We start from the raw sequence: 23,075 nt of genomic DNA, 5'->3' as shown, positions 1-23,075 counted from the left end.
CACATACTCAAACCTCTTTTTTCAAAATAATTAATGTGAAATCATCTCTCAAATGAAAATCCTGCATTTTCGCGAAATGGCGATAAACAATATCCACCAATTCCTGTGCGGGCAATTCTTTATGTTCCCGAATTATATCCAATACTTCCTGCGTCTCTATAAATCGTTCACCGTCTCTGCACTCCGTAACACCGTCTGTTAAAAATATCGCCATATCTTCTTCTTGAAGATACATTTCATGTTGATTGTAAGTTGAATTTGGCATAACACCTAGTACCAATCCTTTTGCATCCATCTCTTCAAATCTATCTTCTTCTGCATGATAGTAGAAGCCTGGCTCGTGTCCAGCTGAAGCGTATTTCAGCTTACTTTCACTAGGATAATACTGCGCATAGCTCATGGTAATAAACATATTCGATTCTACATTTCTTTCAACTACACGATTCAAGTTTTCTAAAATTACATTGGGCTGCATGGTGTCTTCTGGATAACTATCAATCGAATACTTAATCATGGACATACATAATGCTGCTGGGATTCCTTTTCCTATCACATCAGCAATAGCTAATCCAAGCATTCCGCCTTTTCCTTTAACAAAATGATAGTAGTCACCATTCATTTGATGGGCCGGCACACTTACGACCCCTATATCTAAGCCATCAATCGATGGCTTTTCTGTTTTAAGTAAGGTTTCCTGCATTTCCGCCGCCACTGAAATCTCTGACTTAATAGTGAGTTGTTGTTCCCTTAGTTGTTGATATTCCTGATGGGCTAAACCATAATAAATCAGCGCCTCTAATAAAAAATTCATGGAATGGTGGAAGGACACTGTAAGATCAGGGAACAATTCCTCCATTGCTTGTATATGCAAACTAACTATTTCTTCTGGAAGGATATTATTTTTAATGAAATCTTTACTCATTAGTTCCGCACCATAAAGGGATCGCTCGTCTTGTGTCATAATATATTGTTCCAGTAATTTCTTATATTCTTTTACGTCTTGATTAATGAGCTTTTCCATGGAACCCTCCTCTGAGATTACTTATAAATGGGACTTAAACTACTACGGGTATTTCTTGCAAAAAAATTCTAAACTTATCTAAAAATAAAGATGTGTGCTTTGATAAGCACACACCTTACCGATTAACGAACCCATTTCGTTGCCGTAATGGTTGTCCCTATCCCAATCTCTGTTTTTATGTCGAATTCATCCATTAATCGCTTCACGCCGGGTAATCCAGCGCCTAGTCCACCAGAAGTAGAATAGCCATCTTGCATTACTTCACTAATATCATTGATTCCAGGACCAGTATCTACTGCTTTTACACAAAGGCCTGTCTTATTCACTGACTGAATGGCATTAAATAAGATCTGACCTTCGTTAGCATATAAATAAATATTTCTCGCTAATTCCGAAACTGCCGTCGCTATTCTAGCCTGGTCCACCACGCCAAATTTCAGCTCTCTTGCCATCTCTCTAGCAACCTGGCGAGCGCCTACAATATCCCATTCTTTACGAATTATTACACCAGACTGAGGTTTCATTTTTATACCCCCAATTCCTGATGCAACTTAATTAAACCTTGTTCTAAATCGAGAGCAGTTGGGATATTCTGTAAATGAATACCAAGTTCAATTAAAGTCATCGCTACAGCAGGCTGAATACCTGTAAGAACTACTTTAGCCCCCATTAAATCAGACATAGACACAACATCACCTAAGACTTTTGCAATAAACGAATCAATAATATCTACTGAAGTTAAGTCAATAACCACACCAGTTGCACCAGTCTTATGAATTTTATCCAGCAAATCCTCTTGAAATTGTATTGCTGTTTGGTCATCGATTTCTGTTTGTATGGATATAAGTAGATAATTATGCAACTTTAAAATAGGTATTGGCAATTTGCTCACTCCCCTCTTATTGATTTGATGAGACTCTCTATATTTTCTTCTTTGGGTTCTCTATCAATAATCTCTCGATTTGTAATTTCCAATGCAGCCGTAAATCCTTTTTTCAATGAACTCTTTGTAGGGAAATTACTTAAATCAATACCAAGGTTTACAATGGTTTGTGCAATCTCAGGACGTATTCCTACAAGAATACACTTCGCACCTATCAATCTAACTGCTTCTGCTGCTTGAATTAAATGATGAGCAACCATGGTATCAACAACTGGAACTCCGGTAATATCTATTAAAACAACCTCAGAATTATATCGGATAACTCCTTGCAGTAGATTTTCCATAATTAATTTGGCTCTTTCCGTATCGATTGTGCCGATTAATGGCATAATTGTAATACCTTCCATGACAGGTATTAGGGGAGCAGATAATTCTTGCAATGCCACACGCTGGAGGGAAACAATATTTTCCCAGTTTCCAGTATAATCGTTTACCAGTTGTCTGATAATGGGCTCTACCCAGTGGTCCACACTCTCTAAAACTTCCGAGAATGCCTCTGTGTCCAGTTGATCATGCTTGCTTAAAATAAACTTCGTCGTTACCCTTCTAAATACCTGCAAACCATCAGTAATATAACTTAATGGCCATCCCAAATTGATAATCTTTTCAGAGAATGCTTCTAAAGCATCTGTAGACCCTTGTCCTCTTATACTAGTAAAAATGACATCAGCAAATTCCCGACTAGCATTTTGATATAAATCATTCGAGATAGTAGATGTGTAATTTACATCTTTAAGTGAAGAGATTTCTTTCAGCCACATTTGTACGATTGTATCACTATTCTCTATCGCAATCTTTTTAAAACTCGAATCCATTCCACTCACCCTCACTGTCCAAATTATCTATTTTTATGAAAACATTTAAAAAAATGTCATTTTAAACACTTAAATCATATTATAACATACACTCTTATCTACAATGAAGTTTCAAAGTTCAAGCAAAAACAAAAAACCCTTTCTCCTGTTGTTGAGAAGGGTGTCTGAGTCATTGACCGTTATATAATTCCTTTAATCCAAGACTAATTTCAACAGCTTGATTGATCTTTTTCATCATTTCATTGTCTAATTTCGTTATTTTATCTGTTAATCGCTGCTTGTCTAAGGTTCTAATCTGTTCCAATAATATAACAGAATTCCGATCAAACCCATATTTTTTAGCATCTATTTCGACATGGGTAGGTAATTTAGCCTTTTGGATTTGTGCAGTGATTGCTGCAACTATTACAGTAGGGCTAAATCGATTGCCAATATCATTTTGAAGAATCAATACCGGGCGAACGCCCCCCTGTTCTGACCCAACAACAGGAGATAGGTCAGCGAAATATACCTCGCCTCTTTGAACGATCAAAATTTTACACCCCGATCACAGTGCGTTTAAAGGTGATTTCAGCCTCCTCTTCAGCTTGAAAAGCTTCCGAAGCAATTGTTAGATTAATGCGGCCCATTTCCTGATACCCGCGTTGCATCGTTTCATGAAATTGCCTAACGTGCTCATCCTTCTTATGTTGCAAATAATTTTTCGTTGCCTGACATATGAAGTCACTTAAGTCACTATTTTCGTATTTCATTAATCCATCCACCTCATTTAGTAGGTTTGTTGGTAATTTTACCATCACTTCTTGCAAACTCTCTGACAAACCAATGCACCTCCGCCAACTGTTGAACGAACTTATAATGTCCCTTATATAATAGCATTGAAACAATCAGTTTGCAAAGGGGTCTAGCAACTTTTTGTAAAAAAAATCATTTATTTTGTCGTTTTACATCAATCCAGCTAGGGAATAGACGTAGTTTAAACAATAATAAGAGAAAAATGCTGACATGTCTATCCACTTTTCAGAGGATTAGAAGAAGGAATAGTAGAAATCGGTGAAAAGTAAGACTTTATGCTTTCCTGCATTCCTTTTTAAAGATAACGAATGAATTATTGCATCCTGTAAAATATATGCAGTTTCATTAAAAACATGCATCTAAAAATAAAAAGCAGACCCCCTCTCTTTCCCGAGCCTGCTCACCCCATTTACTCCTACCCACTCTTCCATAAAAAACAAATATTTATTCAAGATATTGCTTTCTGAACTCCCGAATCTCCAAAGCCGGGGTCAAATGATTATTCATCGGTACTATATCCCCTACTCCATTTTCTGTAAAAGTTGCTTTTTACTTTACAGCCTTTCCTTGAACAGTTTGAGCAACTTGAATCATTTCTTCTTTTGTTAATTCATCGCTAGCTAAGGTATAATCAACCCCATTATATGTCCATTCCAATCTATTATCCGATAAAGCCGCAACTGCATGACCTAAGTTAACAATATCCCCTTCTACTTCTTGTGGATGGGTCATGGCAGGAGATGACTCCTTGCGTTCTTGCACTAAAGTAAAGTTCTTTTCACCATCAAACGTTAAGATGACCCGCTTTCCATTCTCTAATTCTATTTCCTTTTGCTCCGTTAATTCTCCACCTGCAGTAAACTCAGGCATTACAATCTCGAGAACACCTGGAGAAGCTTCACCTGCAACTGTTGCGCTTGCATCATTGGATGCCATATTCTTCTCCATTGAAAAATCGTCTTCAGCGAAGGTTGGATCTAATTCAAAGCTAGAGAATTTCACTTCTACAAGTGCATTATTGTCTTTATCCATTACTTTAACTAAAGTTGGTGTATATGTCTTTTTTGAGAAATAAATTTCCTGGAATGGCAGGTTGTTGTTGCTTTGGTAATTTGTTTTTGTTCTAAAGATATAATCGGTTTCTGTACTTTCAAATGTTGCTTCCGAATCATTTAAAACATCTTCTACTAAGGATTGATACAAATAAGGCTGGCTTCCATTATTCGGCCATTCTGATTGAAACCTGAAACTTTTCTCCAAGGCTGGTGTAAGAACAAAGACCCCATCTTCATTCTTTAAGATAATCTGACTTCCTTGTTCATCCGTGTTACCGGAAAGGGCAACGCGATATAAGTCACCTTCTTGATGCCAAATATCAATATTAAATTTTTGTTCCTCCTGCCCTGTGTTCATGGACATTTCTGCCTTTGCCTTATAACCAGTCATTTCATCTACCTTTTTCTGCAGAGTTCCCGCCACATCTTCCTGTGACTTTTCTCCACATGCGGCTAGCAATAGTACGATGAAAACAAACAGTATTAATTTTCCTCTTGATAATATTTTTGTCATGTACATATCTCCCTTGTCTCTATACATCAGGGAACATACATTGACACCGATTCTTAAGAAAATGTACGATACACTTTTGGTATACCATCTATCACATCTGTAGCCAATAGATCATAATAAGAGTGTGTATCCCTTATCATTAAATCGGCTGCTTTTCCATGTAGATAGCATGCATTACACAATGCTTGAAATAACTCCTGTTTTTGCATGACCATTGACAGCACTATCCCAGTAAGAACGTCCCCACTGCCCCCTTTTGCCAGCCCTTGATTCCCAGTATTATTGATATACTGCCTCCCATCTGGTGCAGTAATAATCGTATGCTTGCCTTTGAGAATGACAAATACGTTATGGGCTTTGGCAAACACTGAGCTATAGTGGAATGGGAACTGCAAAATCTCTGGTATAGTTACATCCAATAACATAGCCATCTCACCTGGATGTGGTGTGATAATGGTAGGATAGGTTCTTTCTTTAAGATTAGACAGATTGTTTTTCAGATGATATAAACCATCTGCATCAATGATTATTGGACATGGTGCGCTTTTTATAAGGGACTTAACAAGCTCTGTTGTATCATTATGCCTTCCGAGCCCAATACCTACAGCAACACAATTGTACTTGTCCAGTTTTAGAGTATGGGAGTGCGTAAGGTAACCATCCTTCTCTGGAAGCGGAACACACATCGCTTCTGGACAGTAAGAAACAATCGTATGAAAGATTTCTTTGGAAGTACCAGCAGTAACCAGACCTGCTCCAGCTTTTAAAGCAGCCTTTACCGACATCGAAATAGATCCTGGCATTCGCGTGCTGCCACCAACGATAAGACCCCTGCCATGATTTCCCTTGTGAGAATAAGGTTCCCGCCTTGGCATGGTCGACTGAAAATCATGGTCCAGCCATACTTTCCGTTTAGAATACGCTTCTATAACCCACCTTGGAAATCCAATCGATACGACTTTCCACGTTCCATAATATGGAGCTGTTTTTTCTAGAAAAGCGCTCAATTTAGCTGTACCAACCAAATAAGTATAGTCCGCTTTAATTGCCGTGAACGATTCATCCGATTCTTCTGCAGGTAATCCACTAGGAATATCCACACTGATTACTTTTGCACCAGAGCGATTAATCCACTTCGCACAACAAGCAATTGGTTCACGCAACTCCCCTCTTACCCCTATCCCTAACATCGCATCAATGATAACGTCCGTATTTCGCAAAGAATGCATCATGTTTAAATCATCTTCCAGAACTGCTGCTTCTCCACCACATTTTAGATAGATTTCCTTATGATAGAGGGCATCTCCTGCTATTTTTCCATTTGGTACTACTTGCATTACTTTTACCTGATAGTTTGCCTCAAGTAATGTTCTGGCAATAACAAATCCATCTCCTCCATTATTTCCAGAACCAACAAACACAATAATACGGTCGTTTTCTTTAATTATCTTTACTATTTCTTCACTAATTGCCCTACCAGCGTTTTCCATCAATAACTTACCATCCAGCCCAATTTCCTGCATTGTGTAACGGTCAATATCGTACATTTCCTTTGCAGTGGCAATATACATCCTTGTTCCCTCCTGCTGCATTAAAATATATGAGACAACCTATAGAAATATGCAACTTATCGATGGTCTCTCGCTTCCATGATTGCTTGTGCTACCGCATAATCCTTGCTGTGGGTGATTGATAAATGCAGCTTATTAATAAGATCCCCTTTTATGCTTGCTTCTGGAGCACCTTCGGGATTGGATAACACTTCAATATCCTGGAAGCTAAGTGCTCCTATCCCTGTTCCATAAGCTTTTGCTACAGCTTCCTTCGCTGCAAATCTTCCAGCAAGATATTCTATTTTTCTCCGGCTTGTCTTTAACTGAAGAAAGCGACTACGTTCCTTTTCTGTTAATATTCTTTCTACAAACTTTGGATTTCGCTCCATCGTTTGCTGAATTCGCTGCAGTTCTATAATATCAATTCCAATTCCTTTTATCACAATATCAAACCTCTCTTACATCAGACATTACATTGGTCATATTGATTTGCTTTAAGTATTATAATAATAGTACCCTTTTAATAAATTTATAGTTAGGGAGGTATCCCACAGGAGTATGTTTATTCGTAACGAACGAAGTATAAAAGAATTCATGCAAAACTATCCTGTTGTCTCTACACTCGTTATTATTCACTTCATTCTGTGGCTAATAATCGATTTTCTTCGCTTGCCTATAGGATTTTATATTTGGAATATGGGTACTGCCTATAACTTCTTCATCGCACAAGGAGAGTATTGGAGACTCCTTACTTCCACTATCCTGCATGCTGACTTGATGCATGCCTTATTTAACTCTTTCTCACTCGTGCTTTTTGGCCCTGCCCTTGAACAAATGCTTGGTAAATTAAAGTTCCTTTTTCTCTACTTTGGTGCAGGCATTATAGGAAGCCTTGCCTCGTTTATTTTTGAGCCGTTAAATTATGCGTCGGTTGGTGCTTCTGGGGCTATCTTTGGTCTATTTGGTGTCTATATCTTTATGGTAATGAACCGAAAACATTTGATCGATCAAGGAAGCGCAAAAATGATAAGCGTCATTCTTGCTATCAGTTTAATCATGACATTTATCCAACCTAACATTAATATTCTAGCTCACCTATTTGGCTTTATAGGCGGATTTATCCTAGCACCTCTCGTTTTACGAAATGTCAGACCCTATTCTCCTTGGAATGTGAGGCAACACCGTTATCATTCCGATGAGGATATCCAATTTGATCCCAATCGCTGGAAGAAAAAACGGAGGATCTCACCAAAGTTAAGAAAGAATATCTTTTGGATTATTCTTGGGTTTCTTGCCTTACTTGGACTTTTTAGCAGATTCTTCTAGTTGTTATTTCAAAAGCCTGGCGCGATAGCAACTCCAAAGTTAGATTTTAAGTTTACTTCTTGGGTCCAGCTCCCGCACTGCCAGGCTTTTTATTATTTTTATGATTCGAGAACCATTTCCGCAGCACTTCTGCATCAGTGGTTTCTATCTCCTTTAATTTATAATGCTTCCCCATTCCTTGCCCTCCTATAATAGAAAACATGATTGTCTCTAAAAGCTCCTTTTTATGAAAGAAATGTTGTTTGTTTTCCATTGCCTGGATTCTTCTGGCCGGAAGTAAGATGGTTGTTTTGCTTAGTCTCCGAAAACGAATGAGCAAATGTTGACCCTCTATATAAAAACCAGCATCTTTATAACGGAAATACCCTAATAAGAGCAATAACAGGAAGAATGGAATAAGATACCAGCTTAATGCAGGAACAAAGTAGAGTACAGCTAATCCAATCAATAGGAAGAGAATTGTAGACCTGATTAAATAATATTTTAGTGACCGCTTTGGTAAAGATTTCATTTCTTCATTGGATAACAAACTGTATTCTGGTAATAAATCCATTAAAAACGCCTGCACTTCCCCCTTTTTTAAAATAGGGAATAATACTGTAGAATAATCCTCCCCTTTCTCGATCGCACTTCCAGCTACTTCGACATAAAGCGTAACAAAACCAAAAGGTTGTCTGAGTAAACCTTCTTTTAGTCCAACTGCCTGAATTCGATGAATCGGGATAGTCGTCTGCTTTTTATCAAGCAGGCCTCTTTTGATATAGAGTTCGTCCCCTGTCTTGGTTATAGTAAATTTCCAGTATTTCAGTATTGTTCCAACAACGCCTAACACCCAGAAAAAAATAAGAATGATTATTACAAATCCAATCATTAACATGATGCTCAATCCGACTATCCACGTAACGACGGAATCATATAAACCATCTGGAATAAACTGTGCAAATTCAGAAACAAGAAATCCTATGATTGCCAGCAGAACTCCTAAGCTACCAGAGGTCGTTCCCGCAATAAATAACCGATTAGCTGAAATCGTATATACGGAACCCTTTTCTCCTTCTTCATAGTCTGTAAGCAGTTCAACGTCAGTTATTTCATTTCCCTTGCTCTTAAATGCTTCCCGAATGCGATGACCTTCTTCTCGGTTTACCGCTTTTAAATTGGCCTCCGCATCGTTCCCTCCACTCGCTGTTTCGATTTGAACATTTACCAATCTAAAAAGTTGATGTACTACATTTTCTGTTAGGTTAATGGATTGGATTCTATTCTTTGAGATATAGCGTTTTTTCCGAATAAAAATACCTTCATTAATCTGCAGTTCATCTTCCTTTATTCGATAGGTAAAGCGATACCAGGAAAGGATGCTATGAATCAGCAAAATACTTAAGAAAATAGAGAGTCCTAAAAGAAAGAATCCGTTATCTCTCAATGTTAAAAAGGAGATAATGATGTAGAATATAATCTCCTTTAAAGATTTTGCTAGTTTGAACAAGATAGCTACCGGATGCAAACGACGCACTTTATTAGACATCATCTTCATCCACCCTTGCTAATGCAGAGATTCGATCTCTTAAATCTGATGCGTCCTCTTCAAGCAATGCAGGAATTTCATGCGTAGATGCTGCAGTAGATATCGTTACACTGGCTAACCTATACTTCTTTAATATGGGGCCCTGCTTTGTATCCACATGTTGAACTCGTATCATTGGTACCAGTGTTCTAGTTGTAATTAAAATCCCATGCTGAATATATATTTCTTGCTCCAAAATCTCATAACGCCATTTTTTCCAGCGCAATTTAGGTACTAGAAAAATAAAAAGATATGTACATATCGCACTAATTGCCCCTATACTAGCGACTATCCATATTGGAAAACCCCAAAAATAATACAGTATCATTCCAATTATTGAAACAAGCCAAAGTGCAGCCGCTATAAGGATTCCTATTAATTTCCAAGCTTTTATTGCGTCTAAGGCAATTCGACTTTTTGGTGTCTCTCGCATCGGAAACCCTCTCTTTCTCCTTATGTATTATTTGCATATACGGAATTCCACCTAGGAAGGTTCCACCACTTTCGGGATATTTGGAATGAACAAAGGCGCAAGCGCCCGTTTAGCAACGTACAAACTGTACCCCACAGGTCGTTCATTTTATCATTTGCTAAACTAGAACAAAGGCGCAAGCGCCCGTTTAGCAACGTACAAACTGGAGCGCTCCGCAATGAGATAAAGGAAACACGACGACCGTAGGGAGTCGATGTTGACTTATCGTAGTGGAGGAGTGTGAAGTTTGCTAGTTGCTGGGCGTTGGAGCCGGACGTGGCTTTTCTTAATGATAAGAAATATCCACGGGTCGTTCATTTTATCATTTGCTAAACTATAAAAAAAGGATGCTAATCCATTTGATTAACACCCTTATACCTTATTAGCCTTTGCGATTTCGACTGTTTTGGAATTTACCTTTACGGTTTCTTCCACCTTGGCTGCGTCCACCTTGTTGGTTACGTCCACCGTAATAACGCTTGTTATTTGATCTGCGCTTATCTCCACCCTGTGCTTTCTTCACGCTGATTGGTGCTACAGAAGAAATGCTAACCGGTGTATCTCTGCGCTCTTTTGTTAACATTTTTAGAGCAGCTGAAATTACTGTAATAGAATCGTGATCCTGAAGTAATTGATTTGCAGCTTCATGATAATCTTTTAAATCTTGTTTCTCAATTGTTTTAACAAGCTTATCAATAGTTACTTGTTGTTTTCCACGTTGTGCATCTTTATATGTCGGAGGCATCAAGCGTTTCATTTTACTCTTTGTTATCTTTTCAATCAAATGAAGTTGCGCCATTTCCCTTGGGGTAATGAAGGAGATTGCTTCTCCTGTTCTACCTGCACGGCCTGTACGCCCAATACGGTGTACATAGCTCTCAGGATCTTGCGGAATATCAAAATTGTATACGTGCGTTACACCAGAGATATCTAATCCACGAGCTGCTACGTCTGTGGCAACCAATACGTCAACACGTCCAGATTTGAACTTGTTTAATACAGACATACGCTTCCCTTGCGTTAAGTCACCGTGAATTCCTTCAGCACGATACCCTCTTGCTTGTAATCCTTCTGTAATTTCATCTACTCGCTTTTTCGTTCTTCCAAAGACAATAGCTAAATCTGGTGAGTTGATATCTAAATGATTATTCAACGTTTCAAATTTATGCTTTTCAGGAATTTCAATAAAGTATTGGTCAATGTTCTCTACTGTCATCTCTTTTGCTTTGACTTTTACTTCCTTTGGTTCCCTCATCAAATGGGTAGCGATGTCACGAATTTCCTTAGGCATGGTTGCAGAGAATAGAAGCGTCTGTCTTTCTTCAGGAATTCCCTTTAATATCTCACGAATATCATCGATAAATCCCATATTAAGCATTTCGTCAGCTTCATCTAAAATCGCTATTTGCACATTGCTTATATTAATCGTTCTTCTTCTCATATGGTCCATTAATCGACCTGGCGTTGCCACAACGATTTGGGGACCGTCTTTAAGCGCACGAATTTGGCGATCCATATGTTGACCACCAAAAATAGCCAACGCTCTGATATTCTTGAATTTACCTAAGCGATTTAATTCCTCTGCCACTTGAATAGCAAGCTCTCTTGTAGGGGCAATTGCCAAAGCTTGAACTTTACGCAGCTTGGCATCTACTTTCTCAATGGTAGGAATCCCAAATGCTGCTGTTTTACCTGTTCCTGTCTGCGCTTGTCCAATCACATCATGCCCTTCAAGAGCTAATGGAATGGTTTGTGCTTGAATCGGTGTTGCTTCCTCAAACCCCATTTTATTTAATGCTTTTAATATCTGGTTTGATACACCTAGTTCGTTAAAATTTGTCACCTAATTGTCTACTCCTTTTTTTGTGAAAATTTTCGCAAAAGAGGCCTTGAATTTTTCTCATACTTTATTTTTAAATAGTTTTCCCAGCCCTTATCAAGGGTAAACATATATCAATAATGAATAGAAGATTTAAAAATTCGAATCGTTCTTCACACGATTGTAAAGTATAAAAAAGGCATCACCATATTTTTGGTAAGAGGCCTCATAAACTATGCATGTTATATCATAACATACATAAGTTCATGATATCTACTAGTCAGCAAGTGATTTTTGTGTTTGATCATGGTAAACTATACCTGTGTTATTAGTATGAGTACATAAAAGCAGCCTGTATCATTTTTTTAGCAGAGTAATCGCAGGCACAGTTTTTCTATACCGACATAGGGATATAAATGAAATATAGACATTTTATTATCCAGCAGAAAGGGAGGTTCTTCATGCGAATCCCTCCATTTAACCCATATATAGCGCTAATTATCGGCGTTATCTCTGTATCCACCTCTGCTGTTCTGGTGAAACTGGCAGCGGAAGCCCCAACTGCGATTATTGGTTTTTATCGTTTGTTTCTAGCCACGTTAATTATGGCACCAATTATTTTAACCAATTACCGGCACGAATTTCGTCTTATTCAGAAAAAAAATTGGATATTTATCATTTTGGCGGGGGTATTTTTGGCCCTGCATTTTATACTGTGGTTTGAATCATTAAATTATACAAGTGTAACCAGTTCTGTTCTATTTATCTCTATCCTGCCATTATTCGCTTTCCTCGGCACCTATCTATTCCTTGGTGAACGATTTTCACCGGGTGTCGTTATTAGTATGATTATTATCATATTTGGAAGCGTCATTATTGGATGGGGTGATTTACAGATAAGTGGACTTGCTTTCTTTGGTGATACGCTTGCTATCTTCGGAGCAATTGCCATGACAGCTTATTTACTTTTTGGTCAACAAACAAGAAAGCATGTTTCACTCATCACATATACATTTATTATCTACGGTATTAGTTCTCTTACACTATTCCTTTATAATGTCATTCTACAGAATTCATTTAGTGGTTATTCTGCTGATTATTGGGCCATTTTCGCGGCACTAGCAATAATCCCTACTTTTCTTGGCCATTCCTTATTTAATTGGGCCTCAAGGTGGTTAAGTAACTCCACTATTTCCATGGCCATTGTTCTAGAGCCAATTGGCGCAAGTATATTAGCTTATGTAATATTAGAAGAAACGATTGCATCGCATCAAGTATTAGGAGGAACCATTATTATATTTGGTTTACTGCTATTTATAATAAGTACTTCCAGGAAGACAAAGGTTACCATTTCGAGAAAAAAATAATTTATCATAATAGGGGAGAAACAGAATGCAAATTCAATTAATGACAGACAGTGGTGCGGATATTTCAAAACGTTTAGAGCTGCCACTTGATATTAAAGTAGTGCCACTTTATTTGCACTTTAGTGATGGTGAATATAAAAGCAATGTCGACTTAGATCTTAACCAATATTATCAAAAGGTAAAAGAGTTAAAAGAACTTCCAAGCTCTGCAGCACCAAGTCCAAATGATTTTTATGAAAGTTATAAAGAAGTGGATCCAGAAACACCAATTCTTATGCTAAGTCTCTCTGCAGGCCTAAGCAGCACATACGAAAATGCAGTAGCGGGTAAAAACATGCTTCTGGAAGAAGAACCTAACCGCAAAATTGAGGTAATCAATACCAAAACAGCTGCTTGCGGGATTTCTCTTTTATTGCACGAAGCAAGTGTAAAAATAAAGGAAGGGATTGGTTTCGAGAAGCTTGTAGCTCATTTAAAGGAAAGAGTAGAACAAACAGCAACCTTATTTGTACTAAAAACTTTAGATAATCTCGTTTTAGGTGGCCGTCTAGATAAAATGAAGGGGCGAATCGCTAAAACCCTGAACATAAAATTACTAATGCGCGGAAGTGAAGATGGCACCATTGAAGTGACTGAAAAAGTACGAGGAGACAAGAAATCAATAAGGAAATTTATTGATCAAATTGGAGAATATACAAAGGATGTAGAGAAAAAAATCATCTCCATGTCACATTGTAATGATGAAAACCGGGCAAAATTAATTCTATCAGAAATTAAGAAGCAGTATCCTTTTAAGGATGCAATCTTAACCGAAATGTCCCCACTATTGTCGACTCACGGTGGTGAAGGCGCTATCGTCATATCATTCTTCAAAGGATAATGACGAGGTGGAGACAGTAAATCAAAAAATCTTGGGAAGAATGACTAAATAAGATCTTGCATAATAATAAGGGAAACTAAACAACACCTCTATGCCTAGGTATCAAGTTTCCCTTTAAATAGTTATTTTCTTTCTGCCTGTTGAATGAATCAGTCACTTGAAATAATTGTTTGGATTTCCTCCGCCAAAAGTGTTCACATTTTATTTCAAGGTTATTTTCAAAGAGCTTTTTACTCTACTTAACGAACTTAGAGATTATATCTTGAAGCGAGGGCTTAAAAATGATATCTGTTTGAATATTAAACTCATGTATCTGGTGTGCATGCTTTGGCTGCACCCCTGTCATATAGATGTGTTTGCCTAGCAATTTCAGTGACTGGAACATTTCCGTAAACCCCCTCCAACCTTCTCTATCCATATGGTTAACCGCAGTGAAGTCAATGATCAATTCCCTTGTAGGCGCTTCATAAGCACTTTTGAGTACATTATCCATAATGGCAGTTATTTTTTGCTGATCAATAATACCAAACACAGGAATGAGGCCAATGTCGTCGTTAATTTTAATAAATGGGGCAGAGAGCATATTATTCTCCATAAGCACCTGTTGCAGCCGTTCTTTTTCCTTTAACAGTTCCATGTCTGTTTCCTGAAGTCTTGTGCGCAGTTTCTGAAATTGGCTTAAAATGTTTGACATTTCTTTGTTCTTTTCCAGAATCATAATTTCTCCATGCAGCTCACTAGTCCAGCCTGCATAGCAATCCACAAGCAGTATCTGGCCTTTTTTATCAATCATATTTATTTCAAAGGAAACTTTCCCATTGGAAGGCTGAAGCATTTGCTTTGCTTTCAAACAGCTTTTCGAGTCTATCATTCTCATTAAGGAATCAGTCCGCTCAAACATGTCCCATGCTTCCTGTGACGCGGAGCGAATGTTAAGATTCCTGTCTATTTGAAATGAAGGGACGGGATATATATGGTTAATTTGTGATATCAATCGAGTATCCCCCTTTATAACTATGCTTCATCCAGTGATCTAAATTAGACAAATCCTTTGCGATAAAAATCTGATTACTGGCTCCTATTGGAATCTTAAATTTATCAGCAACCCGACCCCCGATAATAATAGAGGGCTTATGCTGCATTTTTGAGAGGGATAGAATTGTTTCCGTCAATTTAGATAAACGATAAGCAAGTCCCACTGACAGACCAATTACATCTGGTTGCCAAGCATTTACTGCTGTTTCGGCATGTTGAAGCGGAAGGTCCGGACCCATATAGCGAACATTCCAGCCATTCTGCCTAAATATTGTGGCAGCCATTTTCAATCCAATATAGTGTTGTTCTTCTTCCACCCCGAATAACATCACTTTGTTAATCCCTGGTGTGTCGCCTTCCGGTCCTCTATTTTGTTCAAGATAAGTCATAACGAAATCACATGTAGCTGTTGCTAAATGCTCATCGGCTACTGTAATTCGATTGGTCTCCCATAATTTCCCTATATAGTACATAGCTGGGGTAATAAGACTATCGTATAGTTCCACCATGCCAGCATCACGATCTAAAAAGGTAGAAATGTATTCGATAGCTCCACGGTCATCTCCTGCAAGAAATTGTTCCGCAAGCTTTTCAACATGTTTTGTCATCCTGTCACCTCCACAATCCAAATCTATCTCTTAAGCAACAAAACTGCCTGATTTAAACAATGGAGATAGGCATCTGCTTCTTTTTGTTCTGTTTTTTCAGGGATTACTTCAATCAATCGATTAAAATTGTCTACGATTAAATCTGTTCCAACATTCCGGCTTGTCAAGATTCCCTGAAGCCACTTTGTATAATCAAGAAATAGATTTATATCGCCCATTTCATAAGCAAGTTCCAAATGATTTAAGTGGTGCATATTATCCTCAGCAGTTCGCTCATAACCGTTCCTCCCGAACTTTCCCCATAAAAAAGGATAAGCCTGATAGATTTGTGCTGCCATCTCTTTAGTAATTTCTTCCTTTAGAATTACATCCATTACTTTGCGACAACCTTATATTGAGTCACCCGTGGAATAATAGAAGCCAGCTCCTGGTCAGGATATTTTTTTTCTAGTTCATGAATTTTTTTATACTCATCACTTCTTGCCCATTTTAAATAATTCTCCCTGCTGTCCCATTCCAAATGAACTGTCAGCTCAGATGGCTTTTTTTGATTTTGAAGTAGCTGAAATGATAGGAAGCCCACCGCATTGTCCACAAGGCGTGAACGATTGCGATATATATTTATAACTTCCTCTGCCTTCTCTTCTGGTACTGTTACAACGGAATTCACGATATACATAAGCAACACCTTCCCTAGTATCATATAAATATTTTATGATTTTCATAGATTGCTTACATACTCACACTTCTTCAACGATGAGTTCAAGAGTAATACCCATCTGCACCGATCTTTTTACTAACACAAATAGTTTAACATACTGTGTTCCGTTTTAACTATGTATAGGTGTTAAGCAAGGCACTCATTTTATTCAATTCACTTGTTAAAACGGCTAGATATCTAAGTATTCCGTCTCTTCATCGACTACAAAGAGGCTGGGAAACCATAAACCTTTTAACTCAAAAGACGAACAATGTACTAAATGGTTAACCAAAGTTCGTGATCTCTTCTTGTTAAAATAGTCTGTTCCAGCCTCTTCTTATTCTATTGGATATATAGAAATGTAATTCAATTTCGTACAGGAAAATGGTCCAACCCTAACGTGGCATGTACAACAAAATCATTTGGCAGAATACAGTTTATGGGCTTATTAATCTTCTAATAGAAAATCATGTACCATTAGGTTCAGTGTATCTTTATCCTCTCCAAGACAAATCAAATGTCTAGACCGTTCAAATAGGACGACTTCCTTTTGCTCTGAATGTATCTCTTTATCTAAATAGTATACCGTTTTATATGGAACCATTCCGTCTTGCTGACCTTGTGCTATCAAAACTGGGGACTCTACTTTCTTTAAATAGGGCCTGGTAAATCTCACTAACTTAATAAACTCGACGTTTGCCTTTAATGGTACCATACCAAGTTTATTTCGATAATGATTATATAATCGATTTTCAGATAGCATACCTTTAATGCCATCACTTACAACATATCTTACATCTGCCGCTATTTGTTTAAAAGATAAGTATTTTCCTGATGCAGCTAGGAGTACTAGTTTATCTACACTGTACTTTGCTGCTAAGTATGCTGCAATCATACCTCCCATAGAAAAGCCGATTAAGTAAATGGTCTCATAGTTCTCATGCATTTCTTTTAATGCATCTTCTGCTGTTGTAATCCATTGTTTATATGAAGCGTCCTTTAGATCCAACTTCTCGCCATGCCCAGGTAAGGTTGGTACCTCTACATGCCAGTCTGTATGTTCTTTTAAATACGTTGCCAACGGTGTTACCTCATAAGGCCCACCTGTGAATCCATGAATAATTAAACAACCAATCAAGACAATCACCTTCAATTAAATTTTTAGCCAACACCTTCTTATATTCTTCTATCCACTCATTATTTATAACAAAACTTTACACATGAAATAGTAACAGTTCGTCCATAACACTCGCTGAGCTCTTCCATTTTCTAAACAATAGAAGCTGATATGATCATCAGCTTCATGATCTAAATGCTTTAAGAAAACCGTTTAATTGCTGAATAATGGGAGCTACTTGATGATACGTATTAGCAAACTGTCCAACAGTAGACAGCATTTTATCTAAATCGAATTGACCATCCTTTTGGAAACTCCCCATCATGTTATTAGGTGGTTGTTGCTGCATATTCCCTTGTTGAAAAGGCTGCTGTCCTCCTTGAGGATTTGGAACGTTGCTTTGTTCTGAAGCTTGCGGTACATTAGGCCAATTCATCGGTAAATCGGGTTTTTGAAAGTAATCAAAGGGGCTCTGATTATTTAAATTAGGATTTCCCATAGGATAGGGATTTCCATTCGGCCCAAATGGAGGAAAAGATTGTTGCCCATTAGGAATATCGTGAAAAGGAAAATTTGGCTGAAAATAAGATTGCCGATAAAAATATCTTGGGTCCATTCCATAACACCTCTTTCATAATACCTACCTATAATAATTTATGCTTATCACTCCAAAGTGTGTTTACCCTAAAGGCATGTCATAAAACTTGAACTTAGTTAGCGATATTTTGTAAATATTTGACAAAAAAGTCCCAGTGGATGTAGCGATAAATTCTATAATGGTATTTAATAACAATAGTAAGTATGTATTCTTCATACATAAGAAAGGATGTTACCTGATGAACTCTGAGATCACCATTTTATTTACAAGTGACGTTCATGGGCATGCCTTGCCCATCTTATATGGAACAAATGAAAAGGCTGAATTAGGGCTTGTGAAATATGCAACTGCAGTAAAAGAGGCTCGCAGGAAATTTGAAAATGTACTCGTCATCGATAATGGCGATTTAATTCAAGGTACCCCATTAATGACACACTATGTGAAAGAGCATCAAGATCAAAAAAATCCAATGATTGAGCTAATGAATCAAATTAAGATCGATGCAGGAGTTATTGGAAATCATGAATTTAACTTCGGAAAAGAAACACTAAATAATGCGATAGATCAATCAAATTACCCATGGCTGGCTGCAAATATTATGAATGGCGATACTGGTAAGCCTGCTTATGGACCTCCCTATCTCTCTAAAACACTAAATAATGGAATAAAAGTTGCTATCGTTGGAGTGACTACCCATTATATTCCTAATTGGGAATCTCCAAATCATATTAAGGGGCTGGATTTTAGGGATGCTTTTCAAACTTTAAAAACATGGGTCCAATATATAAGAGAAAAAGAGAAACCAGACGTTCTTATCGCTGCTTATCATGGGGGTTTTGAGAGGGATATCGAAACCGGAGAGCCTACTGAAGCTCTAACAGGTGAAAATCAAGGTTATCAAATGTGTAATGAAATTGAAGGGATTGATGTTCTGCTAACCGGTCATCAGCATCGAAGCCTAGTGGGTGAAGTGAATGACGTATTGATTCTTCAACCAGGAAATAATGCACAAGGCTATGGCATGATTCAAATCGAATTAGAAAAAAGGGATACTTGGCAAATTATCAATAAAAAAGGAAAACTTCAGTCTTTAGTGAATGTGGAAGCGGATCCTGAATTACTTAGTTACATGGAAGAAATAGAATTATCCACACAGCGTTGGCTGGACGAACCAATCGGTCATATCAAGGGTGTTATGCAAATCCATGATGCTTTTCAAGCAAGAGTTAAAAAACATCCCTTTATCCAATTCATACACGATGTACAAAAGGAAGCTAGCGGGGTAAATATATCTGTTACCGCCTTATTTAATAATAGTACAAATGGGTTTCCTTCCGTGGTAACCATGCGTGATATTGTGTCTAATTATATGTATCCAAACACTTTAACGGTATTAGAATTAACAGGGCTAGATATTAAAGCTGCATTAGAAAAAAGTGCTGAATATTTTATGATAGATGATCAAAAACAAGTGATTGTTAATCCCACCTACGTTCATCCAAAACCGCAGCATTATAATTATGATATCTGGGATGGTATTGAATATAAGCTGAATATAGCAAATCCTGTTGGATCAAGGGTGGAGTATGCAACCTATCAAGGGGAATATTTAAATAATACCAGCATCTATCCCGTTGTTTTAAATAATTATCGGGCCTCAGGTGGAGGAAATTACTCTATGTTCCGAAATAAACCCGTTATAAAAGAAATTCAGAAAGATACTGTAGAAATAATAAGAGAGTACTTTGAGAAACATCCTACAGTCGAAGCTTATACGATCGATAATTTCACCGTCTATGCCAATTAAAATGGAGTTACCTGCAATTTGTAGTGCAGGTAACTCCATTTTAGATTATTTTCATTCGTTGTCATCATCATCTTCATCATAGGTTTCAACGTCTATGATAATAACAGCACCTGTATAAGCATCAATTTCTATTTCCGCTTCTCCATTCTTTCCTTGCATTTCAATCTCATAGATAAGACGGCCATCATCCTCATCTAAATCAATCTCTTTCACCGTTCCATCATATTGTTCTAGTGCGATTGATTTGGCTTTACTTTCACCGATTGCAGCATTATTCGTTCCCCTTTTCTCTTCCTTCTTTGGTTCCGTTGTCTTTGCTGCATTATCTGACTCATTTTCAGCAGGTTGATTGCTTGTATCACCTTGATGAGTTTCGTTGCTATCGTCCTTATTATCTGTGTCATCATCTTTACTCTTCATAGATACTTCATTTGATTTTTGATCCTCTTTTTCTTTGTTATTTACTTTTTCATCTGCATTGTCAGATGCTACAGCTCTTTCGTTCAGTTTTAAAACTTCACCACTGTTTCCATCGATAGCTAATTCATATTCTCTTCCATCTATTTCGATTTCCACTTCATAAACAGGATCTTTACCATTTTCGTCCAATTCCAGTTCTTTAATTGCTCCAGGGTATTGGTCATTGACCTGATTACGAACATCGTTTTCCGAAAGATTTGGTCCCGCATTAACTATTCCGCTTTGCGCAAACCCCAATCCAATCACACCTGCAATCGCCATAGCACCTAATGCCGCCACTACTTTTTTCTTCATTTTAGAACCTCCGCTAATTTTTGATTTGTTTTCTCTCGATACTTTTATAGTAGTCATTAAAAATAACAGTATCCTGTGAAAGAGATTAGAATTTGATGAGAAAAGATTAAAAACGTAATCGAGTGTTGTTGTAGTGTGCAATCATGCAGCGTAAGGCGGTTTTTTCAGTCCAAAAAACTCTTCTTGTATATGAGGTAGCTTTTGAGTCTCTTATGGCATTAACTTGGAATGCAGTGGCAAAAAGGATCTCTGCATCGTTAGCTCATCCTATTTTTTTCAATAGGCAGTGACAGAATGAAAGTCGAACCTTCACCAATCTTACTTTCTAATGTTAGTTCCCCTTTATGCGCTGCTGCAATATCTTTGGCAATGGAAAGCCCTAACCCGGTTCCACCAGTATCTCTGCTTCTTGCCTTATCCACACGGTAAAATCGATCAAAAATTCTTTCCTGATCCTCTTGCGAAATACCTGATCCATAGTCTCTTACTTTAAGCATTGCTTTTGTATTCATATTGGAAATCTCAATATCAACTTTATCTTTGCTATATTTTAATGCATTATCAATAAGAATATAAATGATCTGTTCCAATTGATCCCGATTACCATGGACGAATAATTGCTCTTTGTTGGAAGTTACATTTATCTCACGGTCATATGCTCCGTTAAAAGTTGTCACTGTGTCCTTTGCTAATAAAGAAAGGTTCACTTTCTCCATTTCTGCTTCCTTTTTGTTTTTAGCTAAAGCAAGCATTTGCTCTACTAGTTTCTTCATGCGGTCCGCTTCTGAATCAATTGCCTCAATGGATTCAGCTAGAAGTTCTGGATTATCTTTACCTCTGCGATCCATAAGCTGCGCATAGCTCTTCACGATTTGGATTGGTGTTTTTAGCTCATGTGAAGCATTCGACACAAACATTTCCTGTTTCTCATAATTTTCTTTTAAGTAGCCAATCATCTCGTTAAAAGTCATTTCCATTTCGTAAAGCTCATCCTTGGAACGGTTCGTAACATTTATTGTTTTCCATTTTCCTAGCTTCGTGTTTTCCTTCATCGCCTCAATTAAGTTTTTGATTGGAATAAGTAAAAACCGGCTTAAAATTGAGCCAGCGAATATAGTTGGAATCAATACAATAAATGATAAAACAATTAAGACATAGGAGAGTGTTTTCATGGTCTCATGCAGTGGAACTAGGTGATTTGAGACTTGTAGGGTAACAATTTCCCCCGTATTCCAAATAATTGGCTTGGTGACAACTGCAATATCTGGTCCATTATTCACTGCAATGACTCGTTTCGATTCTTTTGTTGAAAAACCCCACGGTAATGTCAAATAGCTCAAATCTCTCGTCTGCTCAACAATAGGCTTACCACTCTCCACAATAACGCGAATCGCCCCATTCGATGGCAAGTATGCCTTAGTCAAATCTTTTGCATTTATTCCAGGGTTATCAGCAAATCTCTCTATTAAGTCATTCGTTACTATTTCTAATTGCTCTAGCTCCGTTTGCGCCGTCATTTTATTAAATAAAAAATAGACAGAAACATTAACAAGCAAAATAAGGATAAGCATAAAAATACTTGAAAAAAGCTGAATTTTTGTTTTTAATTTCATCTATCCAGATCCTTAATCGTATAACCAACACCACGCACCGTTTGGATGTAGGCCCTCTCGTAGCCTTTATCGATCTTTTGACGTAAATACCGAATATACACATCAACTACATTGGTCTCCCCAAAGTAATCATAGCCCCATACTTGTTCAATGAGCTGCTCTCTGGTTAAAACGATATTTTTATTTTTTAATAAACAGATTAAGAGGTCAAATTCGCGGGGAGTTAACTCGATATAATTCTCAGCCCGTTTTACTTCGCGGCTGTCTGCATCAACAACTAGATCACCAATCGATAGTTCTTTATTCTTCTTGGCTTCCTGCTTTGGTTTTCTTAAGTGTACACGTATCCGTGCAAGGAGTTCTTCAATTTGAAAGGGCTTGGTAATATAGTCGTCTGCACCTAAGTCCAATCCGCTTACTTTGTCGTGTACCTCATCCCTTGCAGTCAGCAATATAATTGGTGTCTGATTATCTGTTCTTCTAATTCTTCTTAGTACCTCTAAACCACTTAATTTCGGTAACATAATGTCCAATAAGACAAGGTCCCATTCATTTTCCATCATGAGTCTTAATGCATCTTTTCCATTATCAGTTGTTTTTGTCTCATAACTTTCATATTGAAGTTCTAATTCTAGTACTCTGCTTATTTTTTTCTCATCTTCTACAATTAGTATTTTTGTCATTCTAGACCAACCT

25 protein-coding genes are annotated in these 23,075 nt (G+C 37.5%); 4 read left to right on the top strand and 21 right to left on the bottom strand.

Annotation, left to right across the window (positions count from 1 at the left end; genetic code table 11):
* Window positions 1–7: 7 nt before the first annotated feature.
* From D8M04_RS16315 to acpS, 9 genes are all read right to left on the bottom strand, one after another.
* On the bottom strand, window positions 8–1,021 hold the full coding sequence (locus tag D8M04_RS16315; RefSeq protein WP_121524482.1) for a PP2C family protein-serine/threonine phosphatase: 1,014 nt from the start codon (window positions 1,019–1,021) through the stop codon (window positions 8–10).
* 122 nt (window positions 1,022–1,143) lie between these two features.
* Window positions 1,144–1,545, bottom strand: coding sequence for an anti-sigma regulatory factor (locus D8M04_RS16310; protein WP_121524481.1), 402 nt, complete (start codon window positions 1,543–1,545; stop codon window positions 1,144–1,146).
* A gap of 2 nt (window positions 1,546–1,547) precedes the next feature.
* A complete protein-coding gene (locus tag D8M04_RS16305; RefSeq protein WP_121524480.1) occupies window positions 1,548–1,904 on the bottom strand; it encodes an STAS domain-containing protein in 357 nt (118 codons plus the stop codon).
* Between the two features lie 5 nt (window positions 1,905–1,909).
* Window positions 1,910–2,779 (bottom strand): RsbT co-antagonist protein RsbRA, encoded by an 870-nt coding sequence (locus D8M04_RS16300; protein ID WP_121524479.1) that lies wholly within the window; start codon window positions 2,777–2,779, stop codon window positions 1,910–1,912.
* A 169-nt stretch (window positions 2,780–2,948) separates the two neighbouring features.
* Window positions 2,949–3,311, bottom strand: coding sequence for a type II toxin-antitoxin system PemK/MazF family toxin (locus D8M04_RS16295; protein ID WP_121524478.1), 363 nt, complete (start codon window positions 3,309–3,311; stop codon window positions 2,949–2,951).
* A 4-nt stretch (window positions 3,312–3,315) separates the two neighbouring features.
* Window positions 3,316–3,600: a CopG family ribbon-helix-helix protein gene (locus D8M04_RS16290; protein WP_121524477.1), complete on the bottom strand. Its 285-nt coding sequence runs from the start codon at window positions 3,598–3,600 to the stop codon at window positions 3,316–3,318.
* Window positions 3,601–4,123: 523 nt separating this feature from the next.
* Window positions 4,124–5,143, bottom strand: coding sequence for a LolA family protein (locus D8M04_RS16285; RefSeq protein WP_121524476.1), 1,020 nt, complete (start codon window positions 5,141–5,143; stop codon window positions 4,124–4,126).
* A 53-nt stretch (window positions 5,144–5,196) separates the two neighbouring features.
* Window positions 5,197–6,714 carry an NAD(P)H-hydrate dehydratase gene (locus tag D8M04_RS16280; RefSeq protein ID WP_121524475.1) on the bottom strand — a complete coding sequence of 506 codons (1,518 nt, stop codon included), beginning with the start codon at window positions 6,712–6,714 and terminating at the stop codon, window positions 5,197–5,199.
* A gap of 56 nt (window positions 6,715–6,770) precedes the next feature.
* Window positions 6,771–7,139, bottom strand: a complete 369-nt coding sequence (gene acpS, locus D8M04_RS16275) for a holo-ACP synthase (RefSeq protein ID WP_121524474.1) — start codon at window positions 7,137–7,139, stop codon at window positions 6,771–6,773.
* Window positions 7,140–7,254: 115 nt separating this feature from the next.
* Here acpS and D8M04_RS16270 point away from each other — a divergent pair, with 115 nt between their 5' ends.
* Window positions 7,255–8,022, top strand: coding sequence for a rhomboid family intramembrane serine protease (locus D8M04_RS16270; protein ID WP_121524473.1), 768 nt, complete (start codon window positions 7,255–7,257; stop codon window positions 8,020–8,022).
* A 52-nt stretch (window positions 8,023–8,074) separates the two neighbouring features.
* On the opposite strand, the gene D8M04_RS16265 is transcribed toward D8M04_RS16270, so the two are convergent.
* The 3 genes from D8M04_RS16265 to cshA form a co-directional block, all read right to left on the bottom strand.
* A complete protein-coding gene (locus D8M04_RS16265; RefSeq protein ID WP_121524500.1) occupies window positions 8,075–9,550 on the bottom strand; it encodes a PH domain-containing protein in 1,476 nt (491 codons plus the stop codon).
* On the bottom strand, window positions 9,543–10,022 hold the full coding sequence (locus D8M04_RS16260) for a PH domain-containing protein (RefSeq protein ID WP_121524472.1): 480 nt from the start codon (window positions 10,020–10,022) through the stop codon (window positions 9,543–9,545). The genes D8M04_RS16265 and D8M04_RS16260 overlap by 8 nt, the downstream gene beginning before the upstream one ends.
* 421 nt (window positions 10,023–10,443) lie before the next feature.
* Window positions 10,444–11,904: a degradosome RNA helicase CshA gene (gene cshA / locus D8M04_RS16255; protein WP_121524471.1), complete on the bottom strand. Its 1,461-nt coding sequence runs from the start codon at window positions 11,902–11,904 to the stop codon at window positions 10,444–10,446.
* A 437-nt stretch (window positions 11,905–12,341) separates the two neighbouring features.
* On the opposite strand from cshA, the gene D8M04_RS16250 reads away from it, so the two are divergent.
* Both D8M04_RS16250 and D8M04_RS16245 read left to right on the top strand, forming a co-directional pair.
* Window positions 12,342–13,247 (top strand): DMT family transporter, encoded by a 906-nt coding sequence (locus D8M04_RS16250; RefSeq protein WP_121524470.1) that lies wholly within the window; start codon window positions 12,342–12,344, stop codon window positions 13,245–13,247.
* Window positions 13,248–13,272: 25 nt separating this feature from the next.
* Window positions 13,273–14,127 carry a DegV family protein gene (locus D8M04_RS16245; protein ID WP_121524469.1) on the top strand — a complete coding sequence of 285 codons (855 nt, stop codon included), beginning with the start codon at window positions 13,273–13,275 and terminating at the stop codon, window positions 14,125–14,127.
* A gap of 235 nt (window positions 14,128–14,362) precedes the next feature.
* Here D8M04_RS16245 and D8M04_RS16240 read toward each other — a convergent pair whose 3' ends face one another.
* The 6 genes from D8M04_RS16240 to D8M04_RS16215 all read right to left on the bottom strand — a co-directional run bounded on the left by D8M04_RS16240 (window position 14,363) and on the right by D8M04_RS16215 (window position 18,203).
* A complete protein-coding gene (locus tag D8M04_RS16240; RefSeq protein WP_121524468.1) occupies window positions 14,363–15,121 on the bottom strand; it encodes an STAS domain-containing protein in 759 nt (252 codons plus the stop codon).
* Complete coding sequence (locus D8M04_RS16235) at window positions 15,105–15,770, bottom strand: cobalamin B12-binding domain-containing protein (RefSeq protein WP_121524467.1); 666 nt, start codon at window positions 15,768–15,770, stop codon at window positions 15,105–15,107. The genes D8M04_RS16240 and D8M04_RS16235 overlap by 17 nt, the downstream gene beginning before the upstream one ends.
* Window positions 15,771–15,793: 23 nt before the next feature.
* A complete protein-coding gene (locus tag D8M04_RS16230; protein ID WP_121524466.1) occupies window positions 15,794–16,144 on the bottom strand; it encodes a hypothetical protein in 351 nt (116 codons plus the stop codon).
* A complete protein-coding gene (locus D8M04_RS16225; RefSeq protein WP_121524465.1) occupies window positions 16,144–16,449 on the bottom strand; it encodes an antibiotic biosynthesis monooxygenase family protein in 306 nt (101 codons plus the stop codon). The genes D8M04_RS16230 and D8M04_RS16225 overlap by 1 nt, the downstream gene beginning before the upstream one ends.
* A gap of 469 nt (window positions 16,450–16,918) precedes the next feature.
* Entirely contained in the window at window positions 16,919–17,608 is a 690-nt protein-coding gene (locus D8M04_RS16220) for an alpha/beta hydrolase (protein WP_121524464.1), read from the bottom strand.
* A 163-nt stretch (window positions 17,609–17,771) separates the two neighbouring features.
* Window positions 17,772–18,203 (bottom strand): YppG family protein, encoded by a 432-nt coding sequence (locus tag D8M04_RS16215; RefSeq protein ID WP_121524463.1) that lies wholly within the window; start codon window positions 18,201–18,203, stop codon window positions 17,772–17,774.
* A 220-nt stretch (window positions 18,204–18,423) separates the two neighbouring features.
* On the opposite strand from D8M04_RS16215, the gene D8M04_RS16210 reads away from it, so the two are divergent.
* On the top strand, window positions 18,424–19,992 hold the full coding sequence (locus D8M04_RS16210; protein ID WP_121524462.1) for a bifunctional metallophosphatase/5'-nucleotidase: 1,569 nt from the start codon (window positions 18,424–18,426) through the stop codon (window positions 19,990–19,992).
* Window positions 19,993–20,043: 51 nt separating this feature from the next.
* On the opposite strand, the gene D8M04_RS16205 is transcribed toward D8M04_RS16210, so the two are convergent.
* From D8M04_RS16205 to D8M04_RS16195, 3 genes are all read right to left on the bottom strand, one after another.
* Complete coding sequence (locus D8M04_RS16205; RefSeq protein ID WP_158595146.1) at window positions 20,044–20,766, bottom strand: PepSY domain-containing protein; 723 nt, start codon at window positions 20,764–20,766, stop codon at window positions 20,044–20,046.
* A gap of 257 nt (window positions 20,767–21,023) precedes the next feature.
* Window positions 21,024–22,379 (bottom strand): HAMP domain-containing sensor histidine kinase, encoded by a 1,356-nt coding sequence (locus tag D8M04_RS16200; RefSeq protein ID WP_121524460.1) that lies wholly within the window; start codon window positions 22,377–22,379, stop codon window positions 21,024–21,026.
* Window positions 22,376–23,062 carry a response regulator transcription factor gene (locus tag D8M04_RS16195; RefSeq protein WP_121524459.1) on the bottom strand — a complete coding sequence of 229 codons (687 nt, stop codon included), beginning with the start codon at window positions 23,060–23,062 and terminating at the stop codon, window positions 22,376–22,378. The genes D8M04_RS16200 and D8M04_RS16195 overlap by 4 nt, the downstream gene beginning before the upstream one ends.
* Window positions 23,063–23,075 lie beyond the last annotated feature (13 nt).

The sequence above is a fragment of the Oceanobacillus piezotolerans genome, assembly GCF_003665065.1.
Lineage (GTDB): Bacteria > Bacillota > Bacilli > Bacillales > Amphibacillaceae > Oceanobacillus > Oceanobacillus piezotolerans.
Note: the sequence above shows the minus strand (reverse complement) of the source record. Positions and strands in the feature narration are given on the sequence as shown.

Coding starts and splice junctions, on each gene's coding strand:
- D8M04_RS16310 (WP_121524481.1), bottom strand. CDS start 1,545: ATGAAACCTCAGTCTGGTGTAATAATTCGTAAAGAATGGGATATTGTA.
- D8M04_RS16285 (WP_121524476.1), bottom strand. CDS start 5,143: ATGACAAAAATATTATCAAGAGGAAAATTAATACTGTTTGTTTTCATC.
- D8M04_RS16200 (WP_121524460.1), bottom strand. CDS start 22,379: ATGAAATTAAAAACAAAAATTCAGCTTTTTTCAAGTATTTTTATGCTT.
- D8M04_RS16300 (WP_121524479.1), bottom strand. CDS start 2,779: ATGGATTCGAGTTTTAAAAAGATTGCGATAGAGAATAGTGATACAATC.
- D8M04_RS16235 (WP_121524467.1), bottom strand. CDS start 15,770: ATGACAAAACATGTTGAAAAGCTTGCGGAACAATTTCTTGCAGGAGAT.
- D8M04_RS16245 (WP_121524469.1), top strand. CDS start 13,273: ATGCAAATTCAATTAATGACAGACAGTGGTGCGGATATTTCAAAACGT.
- D8M04_RS16225 (WP_121524465.1), bottom strand. CDS start 16,449: ATGTATATCGTGAATTCCGTTGTAACAGTACCAGAAGAGAAGGCAGAG.
- D8M04_RS16250 (WP_121524470.1), top strand. CDS start 12,342: ATGCGAATCCCTCCATTTAACCCATATATAGCGCTAATTATCGGCGTT.
- D8M04_RS16195 (WP_121524459.1), bottom strand. CDS start 23,062: ATGACAAAAATACTAATTGTAGAAGATGAGAAAAAAATAAGCAGAGTA.
- D8M04_RS16265 (WP_121524500.1), bottom strand. CDS start 9,550: ATGTCTAATAAAGTGCGTCGTTTGCATCCGGTAGCTATCTTGTTCAAA.
- D8M04_RS16280 (WP_121524475.1), bottom strand. CDS start 6,714: ATGTATATTGCCACTGCAAAGGAAATGTACGATATTGACCGTTACACA.
- D8M04_RS16230 (WP_121524466.1), bottom strand. CDS start 16,144: ATGGATGTAATTCTAAAGGAAGAAATTACTAAAGAGATGGCAGCACAA.
- D8M04_RS16215 (WP_121524463.1), bottom strand. CDS start 18,203: ATGGACCCAAGATATTTTTATCGGCAATCTTATTTTCAGCCAAATTTT.
- D8M04_RS16205 (WP_158595146.1), bottom strand. CDS start 20,766: ATGAAGAAAAAAGTAGTGGCGGCATTAGGTGCTATGGCGATTGCAGGT.
- D8M04_RS16270 (WP_121524473.1), top strand. CDS start 7,255: ATGTTTATTCGTAACGAACGAAGTATAAAAGAATTCATGCAAAACTAT.
- D8M04_RS16260 (WP_121524472.1), bottom strand. CDS start 10,022: ATGCGAGAGACACCAAAAAGTCGAATTGCCTTAGACGCAATAAAAGCT.
- D8M04_RS16210 (WP_121524462.1), top strand. CDS start 18,424: ATGAACTCTGAGATCACCATTTTATTTACAAGTGACGTTCATGGGCAT.
- D8M04_RS16315 (WP_121524482.1), bottom strand. CDS start 1,021: ATGGAAAAGCTCATTAATCAAGACGTAAAAGAATATAAGAAATTACTG.